Consider the following 14,334-nt stretch of genomic DNA (forward strand, 5'->3'; position numbering starts at 1 on the left):
ACCATTCATTAAATACCTAATATTTTAAGAACCACACGTCTATTTTTAGCCTTGTTTTCTTCCGAATCATTCGGAACTATTGGCTGACTTTCTCCATAACCTTTGGCTACAAATCGATCCTGAGGAATTTTATTTTCGATCAAAAACTTGACCACACTTTCAGCACGTCGGTTGGAGAGTGCCGCATTGTATGCTGCTGATCCCACATCATCGGTGTGGGCAGCTATTTCCACATTGAGATTAGGGTTTTGCTGCATCAACCCGATCACACGTTGTAGCTCACTGTAAGACACTTCATTTAGTTGATCGGAATTGGATTCAAACAAAATCTCCTTCAAAGTCAGATTAGCTCCGGGTACCAATGGCTGAAGCTTCAACTGGAGACTTGGAGTTCCTCCATTGGCTGAAACAGATACACCTCCCATTGGATCATCAGCATCTCCTGAAGTAATCTTGGTGCCATCAGGATCCATATCAATGACTGTACTGTTGAAAGCATAACCCTGATCACTTGTAGCTTCTATTTCATATCGATCTCCAATACGAAGTGCTACGGTTTCATTGCCCTCCACATCTATCACCTCATCACGGTTACGGTTTCGGATTCGAACTCTCGATCGAATTTTTCCATTGTTGACCAGGTCGGCCACATTGATCTGGACATCTCGTTTATTTGGAAGCATCTCCACATCTCTTATGAAGTCCGGATAAACGACCAGTTGGGAGACATCTAAAGTGAAAAGCTCACTTTCAAAATTGTCTTTATCTACGATAATTTCATAGACCTTTCCAAGTGGCAAGTTCAAAGTGATGCGACCGTTCGGATCATTCTCAATGTCTTGTAGCAATTGACTTCCTCCTTGTTCTTTGACTTTGATATTAGCCTGAACTGGTTCAAACAAGTCTCCATCATAGATATTCAAATCCAGATTAGCTGATTTATACAGTTGAATATCCTGATCAATTTCTTTGTACTCATCTTCTTCTGTCAAATCGAAGAATAGCGATTTAGAGGTATATCCATCCTTCTTGATTTCTATGTTATAATTTCCACCAACAGCTAAAACCACAGTATATCGTCCATCACTAGGGTTGTTATTGATGGTCATGATCTCCCCAGATGTGAAAGCATCGGAAACAATTATTTCAGCTCCAATTCCTTCATCACTCGATCCATCTGTAATAAAGCCCTGGATGATGATGTTCTTGAACTGACGAAGCTGATATGGGATTTCTACTGAATAGATATCTTTCGCATCGTGAACATAGTACAATAAATCTCCCTGAGCAGTGATAGAAGAGAACTGATCGGGAAGAGGGGAATTGATAAACTCCAGAGCTACAGGTGGCACCCAATCTCCGATTTCCGTCAAATGGGTTTGATAGAGATCAAAACTTCCTTTGCCTCCCAGGCGATTGGACGCAAATATCAACGTCTTGTTATCAGCCATGATTCTCGGAGCTTTCTCACAATCCTGATTGATTGGATAAGGCAACAATTCAGGTTGACCCCAGTTGCCATCTGGCTGTTTTTTTGATAAATAGAGACTAAAACAAGCTTTATTCTCCCATATTTTTGCCAATTCTTTATCCTGAATGGGATTGTAATTTTGTCTTACGAAATACAATGTTTTACCATCCGCAGAGATCGATGGGAAACCTTCATAGCCATTACTATTAATTGGTTCCCCAATATTGACTGGCTCTGTCCAGGCATTCCCATCCCGAGTAGAATAATAGATGTCTTCACCACCAAAACCTCCTCTAAAAGAAGCAAAAAAGAACAGGGTATTCCCATCAAATGAGATACTTGGCCCTCCAATTAAATCGGTGGAGTCTCCAAAATTATTAACAGCATCTATTGGAGCTGGATCACTCCATTGTCCATCCACCAGCCTGGAATCAAACAGTTGATATCTGCCTCTTCTATTGGACTCAATAATCATGGTCCGACCATCAGCAGAAATAGAAGGCGCATATTCTATCTGAGCACTGTTAAGTGCATCGATAGGCTTTGCTGTAGTTTTAAAGTACTTTAATGAATCGGCATAAGTCTTCAATGTATCCGGCATCTGACTCTGAGCCACCCAACTCACAAGTACTGCAAAAACGGTAATTATATATTTCATCTCTCAGTAATTGTAACTCCCAATTTTACTTGCCAAGCATTACAAATGCTCCCCAATAATATGGTTCTTTAAATTCTTTTCTCACCTCGGAAATTGCCGCATTGAAGGCATCAATTTTACTAGCCCCACCAAACCAGTTTTTATAAAATCCGGTCATTAGCATTTGTGTTGTTTGATCGTTTACCTTCCACAAACTCATCACGAGGTTATCAGCTCCCGCCACCAAGAACGATCGCTGCAATCCATAAACCCCTTCACCATTTTTTACCTCTCCGAGTCCAGTCTCACAGGCAGACATTACGACCAACTCCGTATTATCCAGGTTAAGATTCATCACCTCATATGCAGTCAGAATTCCATCCTCTTCCCCTGGTAAGGCTTCATTTTTCATGGTATTCTGAGCGCCTGCCAATAAAAGACCTGATCTTAACAATGGATTGAACTTCGCATTTCGTGTTGTCAAACCCTGCTCATCTTTGGTTTTGATATCCTCCAAAAAGAATCCATGCGTAGCCACATGCAAGATTTTTGGTCCCGCAATTTTTTTCAGCTCCTGCTCAGTAGCATCAGCTCCTAAATACGTATTTACCTGCCAGTCTCCACCTGAAATAACTTTTTCAATGCCCTGTATTTCCTCAAGCGTACCAAGAAGTTCGGAAATTTCAGACCCAAATCCACGCTCCATCTCATTCCCGGCAATCAAATTGGCTGCTGCAGTAACATCCTGATCACTCAGGTGAAATTTTGGATATCCAAACATCACAGCATCTTGATTCGCTCCCTTTGATGAGGTTTCTTCAATAAGCTCTCTAGTGTTACTCAGCAGTCGGATACGATATTTATCTAATAGGTAAGTGTTCTCTTCTGGAATAAACAAAGTAGAAATATTGACTTTATTCAAAACGCCATCGGCAGACAGAAACAAGGTTGAAGTGCTCTGTGGAATTATTTGGTCAAAATCTTTCCAGAAAACTTCATATGATTTCTTGTCTTCCAACTTATAAACCACCGAATTTTTATAGGTTTTAAAGCCCTTGTCCTCCATATAGACTCCCTGACCATTCACAATCATTTTAGGAGCCTGATCTGATGTCAATAGCAAACCGATATAAAGTACAGAATCAGTCTTCATCTTTTTCTTGATCCGAATGACTTCCAGTGCTACATCACCCTCATTCAGTACCTTCTGTACGGATGACCAACTTGGCTTTTCCTGATCATATGCCCCGGCAAATGCTGTGGACTTCAAAGACAAGCTCTTCTCCATGTTGTTAGCATCTGACTCCATTTTGGAAATATCCGTTTCGCTTCGCTCCAGTTCTTCCTTGCTCATACTGTAAGCTTTCACGATTTTCTCCTTTAAGCCAATCCAATCATTGAATAACCCGATCAATTGCTCATCACCACTAGATAATATGTTGTTACGCACTTTATTGGAAGCACTTAAAAGCAACGCCTTAGTGGACAATTGCAAATCATACATGCTACCTATCAGTTCCTGACGATCTGTTTCCGACCCTTTGTTCAACAAAACATATTCAACTAAAAAGTCCAGATAACTATCAAATACAGGTTTAATCTTTCCGTAAAAAGCTGCCTTTTCGTTTTCACTTAACGCTGGGAGATACTTGTCCACAAACTCCAGATATTCATTAGTAACCTCCAGATACAAGGGCTTTGCCTCTTCAAAAAATCCAGTCTTATGCATAGCCGAGGCTAATCCAAATAGGGAATAAGCGTAATCTGGATGATTGACTCCAAGAGTGGCTTTGCGTATATCAACTACTTGCTGATAATACTCCTTGGCCATATCATAGTTCTCTTGCTCTTGCTCGAGAACAGCAAGGTTGTACAACGTACTGGCGTATGCAGGGTGATTTTCCCCATAAGCCAACCGCTCAATAGTCAGCGCTTTTTCGTAAAGGGTTCTGGCCTTGTCATACTCACCATCCTGCTCGTGGATGGATGCGAGATTGTGAAGTGTTTTCGAATAAAGTGGATGCTCCACACCAAGTATCTGCTCATCAATTTGCAGCGCTTCTTGCAACAGCCACTTTGCCTTGTCCAGACTTCCTTCTAATTGATACAATGTTGCGAGGTTTTCCAATGCAGTTACATAGTCAGGACTCTGCTTACCAATCTGCTCAGCATAGATAGCTAATGCTTGCTCAAACAAAGGTTTGGCAGCTTTCAGGTTCCCCATTTTTTGATATAAAAGCGCCTGGTTATTTACTGCTGAAGCATAAAAGACATGCTTTTCCCCATAGGCTTCAGTGTATATAGCCACAGCCTTTTTTAAATAATTCTCAGCGTCAGCATATTCTGCCTGTTGCTTATTGACCACTCCAAGGTTCATAAGCGTATAAGCGAGTCCTGGATCAGAATCAGACAGTAACTTTTTCTTTAGACTTAAGATTTCTTCAAGGATGGCATTGGCTTCAGTAAACCTTGCAGTATTGATATAAAGTAATGCGAGATTTTCATGAGTTGTCAGATAATCCAGGTTCTCCTTGCCATATGCTTTTAGTTTGATATCCTCTGCGATTTGTAAATAGTACTCAGCTGTGTAAAACGACCCTCTCAACTGAAGTAAACTAGAATAATTAGCCGCGGCTGTTGCATATTCAGGATGAGACTCTCCAAAACTTTCTCTGAAAACAGGAAGAGTTTTTAAATATAGATTCTCCGCATCATCATACAATCCTAGGTGCGTGTATATTCCAGCAAGCGTATTTTGAACATATGCCGTTTGAATAGCACTAGCTCCATAGACCTGTTTTACCTCAATGAGAGCCTTTTCTGAAACTTTGCGAGCCTCTTTGTATTTCGCTTCACTGATTAAAATCTTCGCTTGCTGATTATAAAGACTATAAATTCTGTTACCTAAATCAAGATTTTTAGAAACAGTTAAGGCTTTATCTATAGTTTGTGAAGCCTCTTGAATTTCTCCCTCCCAAAGCAATACATCACTCAAACTTTCTAAAACCTGAACATATGTGGGGTCTTGCGAAACAGCCGCTGAAGTGTACAATTCGTTCGCTTCTTCTAACTTCTCCTTGGCTTTTAACATTTGACCCTGACGAATCAGCAAGTTGGCATAGTTAGTTAATGAAGAAGCGTAATCATCAGATTCAGTAGTTTGCTGACTCAAAAGTTCTTCCATCAAGCCTAAAGCGGAATCGAACTTCCCGACCTTTTGATAATCGATGCTCAAATTATTGAGTGCAATTGCATACTCTTCTGATTGTTGCTCATTGAGTTCGCTCAAATTATCAACGGCTAACTTATATTTATTGACCGCCTGGCCATACTGTCCCAGCTCATCCAACACATCTCCAACCTTGATTAGAATACTTCCATATTCGAAATTGGGTGTCTCATAATTGTAATAGTCTTCAAGAACCGTGAAGTACTGCAACGCCTTCTGAAATTCTCCTTTTTCAAACAGCAACGAAGCATAATTGTAAATGATGTTGTAATAATCTGAGGTCACTTGTTCGTAAGCATCCATGACTTGGAGCGACTCACTCATCAATCCTGCAGCCTCCTCGTCTTGTTTCAAGTGAAATTTGGTGACACCTAGCAAACCCTTCAGAACAGCTACTTCATAACTATCTTCGGCATTGTAAGAAGTAGCAATTTCCAGAGCTTCGCTGATTAATGGCTCCGATACTTTGTATTCACTTCTTAAGTTGCGCATGACTGCCAGATTCTGCAACGCATTGGCGTAGTTCATATTTTGGTTCTCGCCAATAGCAACCAGCGTTTCAACTTCCTCTTTAGCGTAGGCCAGAGCAGCGTCATCTTCAGCTAAATCAAACGAAACAATGGATAATTGTCTAAGAATCGCCGCTTCGTTTTTCGACTTTTCAGGGCTGTCATTTCTAATAAGAGCAAGTGCTCTTTCCGCTAGATTTCTAGCTTCCGCAGATTCATAATTATTGTAGGCATCAACAGACTGCTGATACAAAGAAGCCCAGTCCTGTGCTTGCAAACACAGCATATAGAGGCTGATCAACACGGTAAGTGTCAGTCGTTTCAAGGTCAAATTGGTTGGTTTGGGGCATGAAGATATAGAATAAATCAGGTGTATTTAAATGTATCAAACACAGATTGTATCAAATACCGATAAAGAGGTAGGAACAAAAGGATACCTACGACGAATTGTTCAAGAAAACCTTTAAGAAATCTAAATAATGAAGAAATTTAGTATGCATGCATACTAAATTGATGAGATTTTGTATCTTCGGGATTGTGAAAAAATCTCAAAACATTATCAACATTAAGAATCAGAGGGAAGAGATACTATCCTGGACTGGATACAAACAAAAAAACCCAAGCCGAACCCTGGGTTTTCTGAACGTGGTGCTGAGTGCCTGCCGGCAAGGCAGGGATTCGAATTGCAACGGCGAACCGACACTACGGCGCACCGTCCGAATCACGGATTTTCAGTCAAAATGATATATTGTTGATATTCAGATTTAAGAACCCAAATAAAATGAACAATCAAAAAGAAATTAGCGAAGCATATAAACAAAAAAACCCAAGCCGAAGCTTGGGTTCTCTGAACGTGGTGCTGAGTGGATTCGAACCACCGACTCACGGATTTTCAGTCCGATGCTCTACCAACTGAGCTACAGCACCTTGTTTAAGGAGGTGCAAAACTAGACTAATTTTTATAACGTCCAAAAAATATTTTATTAAAATCGCAAGAAATAAACCCAAACGAAAATGATAGCTCAACTAGCCTTTGTTGCTGTACTTGGATTTTTTGGCTACCTACTTTCACGTAGGATCCTGAGAATCAAGAAGAACATACAGCTTGGCAAGCCCCAAACGATCAAGGACAACCCTTCAGAAAGATGGAAAACCATGCTTTTGGTAGCCTTTGGACAAAAGAAAATGTTCAAAAGAATTTTACCAGCTTTCTTCCATTTCTTGATTTACATCGGATTTATCTTGATCAACATCGAGGTTTTGGAAATAATTTTAGACGGACTTTTAGGAACTCATAGATTATTCGCCCCATTCCTAGGGAGTTTCTACACTGTGCTTATTTCCTTTTTCGAAATTCTCGCTGTTTTGGTGATTGTTGCTTGTGTGGTTTTCCTACTCAGACGAAATGTGGCCAAAGTAGATCGATTCCATAAAATCGAAATGAAAGGTTGGCCAACTTTAGATGGTAACTTGATTTTGGTAATTGAGACAGTATTGATGATCGCTATTCTGTCAATGAACGCTGCAGATCAGGTATTGCAAGATCGAGGAGCTGATCATTACACCCAGACCGGAGAATTTTTAATCAGTGGAATGATGAAGCCTCTATTCGCCAACATAGCTTATGGAGGATTGGTAGCACTGGAAAGAGCGGCATGGTGGTTCCACATTGTCGGAATTTTTGCTTTTGCAGTTTATGTCACTTACTCCAAGCATTTGCATATTTTCCTAGCCTTCCCGAATACTTTCTACAGCAGATTGGAAGCCAAAGGCAAAATGAACAACATGCAGGAAATTACCAATGAGGTGAAAATCATGTTGGGTATGAGTACTGGTGAAGATGCTGGAGCACCACCGGAAGGTATGAAGTTCGGTGCCAAAGACATCAATGATCTTTCCTGGAAAAACTTGATGGAAGCGTATTCTTGTACGGAATGTGGTAGATGTACCAGTGAATGTCCTGCGAACCTCACCGGCAAAAAATTATCTCCTCGTAAGATCATGATGGATACACGTGATCGATTGGAGGATGTGGGTCTTGATCTTCAAAAAGGCGGTAAAGGCCTAGAAGATGGCAAATCTCTGCTGGATGATTACATCAGCCGGGAAGAAATCAATGCATGTACTAACTGTAACGCTTGTGTGGAAGCTTGCCCTGTTAATATCAGTCCACTAGAAATCATACTACAACTGAGAAGATATGTAGCAATGGAAGAATCTGCAGCACCACAATCATGGAACATGATGTTCCAAAATGTGGAGACCAACTTCGCACCTTGGAAATTTGCTCCATCTGATCGATTCAAATGGGCAGACGAACTGAAAGAAAAATAAGCGACCAGAACTTTTAAACGACATTAACAATGAGTGAAAATATTCAAATACCTACAATGGCCGAATTGGCCGCAAAAGGAGAAAAACCAGAAGTATTGTTTTGGGTTGGTTGTGCTGGCTCTTATGACGATCGCTACAAAAGCGTAACCCGTGCCTTTGTGAAGATCCTCAACAAAGTGGGAATCACTTTTGCGGTACTAGGAGAAGAAGAAACCTGTACTGGTGATCCTGCAAGAAGAGCAGGAAATGAATTTCTTTTTCAAATGCAGGCCATGGCCAATATTCAGGTACTCGATGGTTATGAAATCAAAAAGATAGTAACTGCTTGCCCACACTGTTTCAATACACTGAAAAATGAATACCCTGATCTTGGAGGAAACTACGACGTAGTGCATCACTCTCAGTTTCTGCAGGAATTGATCAACACTGGAAAAGTAACTTTGAAAGGTGGCGGTGAATTCAAAGGTCGTAAGATCACTTATCATGATTCATGTTTCCTTGGAAGAGCCAATAATGTGTACGAAGCGCCAAGAAAAGTTTTGGAAGCTTTGGATGCAGTGCTGGTAGAAATGAAGCGTTGCAAAACGAAAGGCTTATGCTGTGGCGCTGGCGGAGCACAAATGTTCAAAGATGCTGAAAATGGCAAAAAAGAAATCAACATTGAGCGTACTGAGGAGGCACTTGAAACAGGTGCAAACACCATTGCAGTGGCTTGCCCATTCTGTATGACCATGATGTCTGATGGAGTAAAGAACAAAGAGAAAGAAGGAGCGGTAAAAGTTCAGGATTTAGCGGAACTCATTGCGGAAGCTGAGGGTTTAAATGGCTAAATTGCATTCCATGAGCATTATCAATGAAATGCCAGATCATTCTAGAGTCTGGGTATATCAAGCAAATAGAACATTTTCTCCAGAGGAGAAACAATTTATATCGGCGCAATTGAAGCAGTTCACTGATCAGTGGGCTGCTCATGGTCGCCAACTGGCTGCTAATTTCAGCATCGAAAAAGATCAATTTATAGTCTTAGCTGTTGATGAAACACAACATGCTGCCAGCGGATGTAGCATTGATGCATCGGTACACATCATTCAGCATATCGAGCAAGAAACAGGACTTTCCCTATTAGATCGCACGGCGGTTGCCTTCATGAACGGTGAAACGGTAAATATTCGCCCGTTCAACCAAATCAAGCAAGCGGTAGTGGATGGTGAAATCAAAGAAGACACGATCATTTTTAACAACACTGTTCAAAATGCTGGTGACTGGAAAGCTCAATGGCAACAACCTGCCACCGAATCATGGGTTAAACGATTCTTTGCCTGAGGGATTATTAGATCTTCGTTGTTGATATAACATCAAGTGAGTAATAATCGTTAATTTTTCGGAAGCAATATAAAGCCAGGCATTATCTATGAAAAAATTCATCCTCTTATTGGCAGTTAGCGGGCTGTTAGCCTCTTGTGGAAGCAAGATTGCCAGCAGCAATTTTGATAAAGGTGAATATGATCGGGTAATAGCCGTTTTATCCGATCGATTGGATGAAAATAATGCCGATCAAAATTTCATGTTGGCGGAAGCTTATCGCTTATCCAATAGGCTAAAAGATGCGGCTCCATATTATCGCAATGCTCGAAATGCTGGATCCTCGGAGCCAGGAGTAGATTACTACTACGCAAGAGCTTTGAAAGCGAATCAACAATATGATGCAGCCAAGGAAATTCTAACTTCCTTTATTACCAAACCTCGTGGAGATGAAAAATTTCAGGAGTTAGCTCAGATTGAATTAGACAACATTGATAAAATTGACAATCTATCTGATGCTCAGAATTACTATCGCGTAAAAAATCTCGATGATTTAAATACCCAATGGGCCGAGTATTCTCCAGTGATTTATAACAATCTGTTGTATTTCACTTCCAATCGAAGTGGTGGAAAAATTTACGGAGTAACTGGTACTCCTTTCACGGATTTATATCGAGTTCGAACTCAAGGCGCCAATGTCAATATAAAAACACTTCAACCCTTAGAGCCAATTATCAATCACCCGGACATCAATGAGGGAACCATGGCGGTTAGTGCCGACGGGGCTTCCATTGTATTCGCAAAAGGAAATTCGGGTAAGGCAACTGGCAATAATGAGGTAAACCTTTATTTCACGCGTTTTAGAAATGGACAATGGCTGACTCCTAGACCATTGAGCATCAATATGCCGGACTCCTGGGACTCTACACCAGCCTTTACTCCTGATGGAAACACCTTGTATTTTTCCAGTACACGACCAGGTGGATATGGTGGAGCAGATATCTATTCAGCACAACTTAACAGACGTGGCAGGTGGGTAGATGTGCAAAACTTGGGCCCTCAGATTAATACGCCAGGAGATGAAATGTTCCCATTCGTTTCTGAGGATGGTAAAATGTATTTCGCATCGAATGGACATCCAGGATTCGGAGGCCTTGATCTTTTTGCAGCCACCCGAAGAAGAGGTAAAATCAGTGTGGAGAACCTGGGTAAGCCGATGAACTCTTCCTCCGATGACTTTGCATTGTATCAATTTGACCTAACAAGAGGATTCTTTAGCTCCAACCGTCCTGGAGGAAAAGGAGATGATGACATCTATACCTACATCAACGAAGATCCGGATCTGAAAGTAGTGAATTACTTCGTAGAAGGTATCACCTACACTACGGATGATGCCAACAATAAAATTGTCCTTCCTAACACCAAAGTATCCTTGTTAGCGGAGAATGATGAAGTGGTAGGCGAGTCATTTACTACTGAAGATGGTAAGTTTAGATTCCGTGTTTACGCAGAAGAAGACTACAACTTGATAGGTGAGAAAACAGACTACTTTACTACGAGAAAAGTATTTACCACCATGGACAAAACGGTAGATCGAACTACATTGACTGAGTTCATTACGAATGTAACGTTCAATACCGAGATCATGATGGACCGCATTGTACTTGAAAAAGCCATCGTTTTGAACAACATCTATTATGATTTAGACAAGTGGGATATTCGCCCAGATGCTGCGAAGGTGTTGGATAGCCTGGTGCTTATCATGAATGACAATCCAGAGATATTTATCGAACTTGGTTCCCATACGGATGCCAGAGCTCCAGATGATTATAACATGGATCTTTCTCAAAAAAGAGCAAAATCTGCTGTTGATTACATTATTGGTAAAGGAGTCAAAGCTGAGAGAATTGTAGCTAAAGGTTACGGGGAAACTCAACTTATAGTACAAAGTGCAACAACTGAAGAGCAACATCAGAAAAACAGAAGAACAGAATTTAAAGTACTTCGCTACAACCCGAAAGAGCAGGAAGACGAAGAACCTGAAGTAGAAGTAAATACCAGCACTAATAATGTGGATGAGTATGATCGTTTCTTTGATGAAGATGATGGTTCCGGGAAATAAATTCCGCCTGAAAAGTCTTAGGTGATACTCCTGTTACTTGCTTGAACTTCTTGTAGAAAAATGATGGATCGTTAAATCCACATTTATACAACACTTCGGATACTGTGTGGCTACCATCTGCAAGGTGTTCTTTGGCGATACCTATTCGGTATTCATTCAAGTAATCAATGATGGTTTTACCTGTAGTTTTCTTGAAGAATCTACACAACGAATTTTTGGTCAACCCCACTTGATCAGCCAGGTCATCGAGTGATATCTCTTTGGAGTATTGCTCAGAAACCTTTTTGAAAATGGTTCTGACGCGATCATAATCCATTTGAGACTTATCTGTGAAAGCTCCGTATGCATTCAACAGGTCATAATCCTTTGCTTGAGCTAAATCATTGAGTACTGTTAAAAGCCAAAGCAATTTTTGACTAGAAGTCATTTTAGCATCTGGCTTGATATAGGGAAGAACTTTTTCTTTCGTGACCTTCCCAAAACTTATTCCTGAAAGGCTTCGACGCTTTAAATCTTGTATGGCCGCAAACTCAGGAAATGCTGCTAGTTTCTGACTGATGAATTCGTCAGTAAACTGCACTACTACTTCGAAATTGTCTGGCTTGGATTGATTACTTAACGGCAAATGAGGAATATTAGGACCTAAAAATAGGAACACTCCATCATGGTATTGAGAAATATGTGTTCCTATATGTCTACGTCCACTACCATTATGAACATAGACTATCTCATATTCCGGATGCACATGCCAGTAGTCATCCATGCATCCTGGCTCGCCTTCAAACCATCTCAACTTGAATGATTCTTCCGGACCCGTTTTAATTTCCTCTACCTCAAGCTTCATAGGGATAAATTTAACCAATTACTGATATTATTATTTAACAGAAGGAATATATCACCCACATATTGGAATAAATGCTCCAAACTAATCTGAATAAATAGCCTGTATTTTGCATTATGACTCAAATTGATACGATCGTTTTTGACCTTGGAGGCGTACTCATTGACTGGAATCCAAGATACCTCTACAAAAAAATCTTTGACACAGAGGAAGAAACTGAAAAGTTCCTCTCTGAAGTATGTCATGGCGTTTGGAATGCACAGCATGATGCTGGCAAACCATTCCAGGAAGGAGTAGATGAGCTAACAGAAAAATACCCTGAATATTCAGAAGAAATTCAAGCTTATTTTGATCGTTGGATTGAAATGATTGGAGGAGAGATCACCGGTACCTCAGAGTTATTTCATGAATTGGCAGATTCTGGCAACTATCAAATGCTCGCATTGACCAATTGGTCTCACGAAACGTTCCCATTGGTCTTCAACGAATATGATTTCTTTCAGCGATTTGAGGGTATTGTCGTCTCTGGAGTTGAAAAACTCATTAAACCTGATCCTGCCTTTTATCAGGTGATGATTGATCGATATCAAATCAACCCTGAAACTTCTCTGTTCATCGATGACAATAAGGACAATATTGAAGCCGGAGCTAAATTAGGTTTTCAGGTGATTCACTTTCAATCTCCTGAGCAATTGAAACAAGAGCTTTTATCGTTGGGATTGCTTAATGGCAACGCATCTTAAATTTTTCTTCAAGCACAGGGACAGCCTTTTTATTGGTCTGGTCTTTACATGCAATTCTTTATTGTTTGGAAACTGGATTACCCGGATTCCAAACATCAAAGATGCTATTGGCTTATCCGAAGCAGAATTAGGCTTAGCTCTTTTGGGAGCTCCCATAGGCTCATTGCTGATGATGCCATTTTCTGGTTGGATCATATCGCGGCTTGAAGTTGGAAGAACGGTGCTAATTAGTGGTCTATTACATACTTGCTCTTTAATTCTCATATCGCTTGCAGGATCATTTTGGGCTATAACCTTAGCCCTGGCTTATTACGGCTTTATGAATGCTTTGATGAATATCAGCATGAATGCCGCAGTGGCGAGTATTGAAAAAGCGTACAAAAAACCAATTATGTCCACCTGCCATGGCATGTGGAGTATTGGAGCCATGCTCGGTGCTGCATTTGGTAGTATTACTCTGGGATTGGAACTAAAAACCATTCCACATTTGGTTGGCACAACGGTGAGTGTTGCACTCATTCTTTTGAGTATTTCTGGCACTTTATTCCAACTGAAAGAAGCTAAAAATCAAGCAGACAAAGTATTTGCGTTACCAAAAGGAGCCTTGCTACTCCTTTCTTTTTTGGCATTTTGCATATTGCTGAGTGAGGGCGCCATTGCAGACTGGAGTGCCATCTACATGCGAGATGTTATCCAGTCCGATCCATTTCTCTATGGAGTAGCATATTCTGGGTTTGCACTTTTCATGACTGTTGGACGACTAAGTGGAGATGCTCTCATACCTATGATTGGTAAAAAGAAATTAGTCCTTTATGGAGGAATCGTATCCAGTATTGGGTTGGCGATTGCCGTATCATCAAGTAGTCCATTTCCTGCTATTGCTGGGTTTTCTTTAACCGGTTTAGGCTTCTCATGTATCGTGCCCGTACTATTCATCAGTGCGGCCAATGAACCTGGTTATAGTTCTGGAACAGGAATTGCCGCAGTAACCACCTTAGGAACCGCAGGCTTCTTAGTAGGTCCTCCTCTGATTGGTCTTCTCGCTGAGTGGTACAGCCTCAATTTGGGGCTTGCATTCGTATTATTTTGCGCAGTATTGGTAAGCCTTCTCTCTCTTGCCATCAAGTTCAGATGATTTTGTTTTTC

Annotated in this window: 9 protein-coding genes and 1 tRNA gene; 6 read left to right on the plus strand and 4 right to left on the minus strand. The window is 40.7% G+C overall.

Annotated features, from left to right (window positions below; translation table 11 throughout):
• Positions 1 to 8: 8 nt before the first annotated feature.
• From NXS00_RS12060 to NXS00_RS12070, 3 genes are all read right to left on the minus strand, one after another.
• Positions 9 to 2,129 carry an OmpA family protein gene (locus NXS00_RS12060; protein ID WP_258099458.1) on the minus strand — a complete coding sequence of 707 codons (2,121 nt, stop codon included), beginning with the start codon at positions 2,127 to 2,129 and terminating at the stop codon, positions 9 to 11.
• A gap of 25 nt (positions 2,130 to 2,154) precedes the next feature.
• Positions 2,155 to 6,171, minus strand: a complete 4,017-nt coding sequence (locus NXS00_RS12065) for a CHAT domain-containing tetratricopeptide repeat protein (protein WP_258099459.1) — start codon at positions 6,169 to 6,171, stop codon at positions 2,155 to 2,157.
• 529 nt (positions 6,172 to 6,700) lie between these two features.
• Positions 6,701 to 6,773, minus strand: a tRNA-Phe gene (locus NXS00_RS12070).
• Between the two features lie 87 nt (positions 6,774 to 6,860).
• On the opposite strand from NXS00_RS12070, the gene NXS00_RS12075 reads away from it, so the two are divergent.
• The 4 genes from NXS00_RS12075 (at position 6,861) to NXS00_RS12090 (ending at position 11,604) form a co-directional block, all read left to right on the plus strand.
• Positions 6,861 to 8,180 carry a 4Fe-4S dicluster domain-containing protein gene (locus NXS00_RS12075; RefSeq protein ID WP_258099460.1) on the plus strand — a complete coding sequence of 440 codons (1,320 nt, stop codon included), beginning with the start codon at positions 6,861 to 6,863 and terminating at the stop codon, positions 8,178 to 8,180.
• A gap of 29 nt (positions 8,181 to 8,209) precedes the next feature.
• Entirely contained in the window at positions 8,210 to 9,010 is an 801-nt protein-coding gene (locus tag NXS00_RS12080; protein WP_258099461.1) for a (Fe-S)-binding protein, read from the plus strand.
• 10 nt (positions 9,011 to 9,020) lie between these two features.
• Complete coding sequence (locus NXS00_RS12085; protein WP_258099462.1) at positions 9,021 to 9,503, plus strand: hypothetical protein; 483 nt, start codon at positions 9,021 to 9,023, stop codon at positions 9,501 to 9,503.
• Between the two features lie 88 nt (positions 9,504 to 9,591).
• Complete coding sequence (locus NXS00_RS12090) at positions 9,592 to 11,604, plus strand: CHU_0125 family OmpA-like outer membrane integrity protein (RefSeq protein ID WP_258099463.1); 2,013 nt, start codon at positions 9,592 to 9,594, stop codon at positions 11,602 to 11,604.
• On the opposite strand, the gene NXS00_RS12095 is transcribed toward NXS00_RS12090, so the two are convergent.
• A complete protein-coding gene (locus tag NXS00_RS12095) occupies positions 11,546 to 12,448 on the minus strand; it encodes an AraC family transcriptional regulator (RefSeq protein ID WP_258099464.1) in 903 nt (300 codons plus the stop codon). The genes NXS00_RS12090 and NXS00_RS12095 overlap by 59 nt on opposite strands.
• A gap of 113 nt (positions 12,449 to 12,561) precedes the next feature.
• Between NXS00_RS12095 and NXS00_RS12100 the strand changes: the two genes are divergently transcribed.
• Together NXS00_RS12100 and NXS00_RS12105 are read left to right on the plus strand one after the other, a co-directional pair.
• Positions 12,562 to 13,188, plus strand: a complete 627-nt coding sequence (locus NXS00_RS12100) for an HAD family hydrolase (RefSeq protein WP_258099465.1) — start codon at positions 12,562 to 12,564, stop codon at positions 13,186 to 13,188.
• The gene (locus tag NXS00_RS12105; protein ID WP_258099466.1) at positions 13,172 to 14,323 is read left to right on the plus strand and encodes an MFS transporter; all 1,152 of its coding nucleotides are present in this window, start codon (positions 13,172 to 13,174) and stop codon (positions 14,321 to 14,323) included. Before NXS00_RS12100 ends, NXS00_RS12105 begins: the two co-directional genes overlap by 17 nt.
• The last annotated feature ends 11 nt before the right edge of the window (positions 14,324 to 14,334 follow it).

Origin of the sequence: Marinoscillum pacificum (genome assembly GCF_024714495.1) — a bacterium.
Lineage (GTDB): Bacteria > Bacteroidota > Bacteroidia > Cytophagales > Cyclobacteriaceae > Marinoscillum > Marinoscillum pacificum.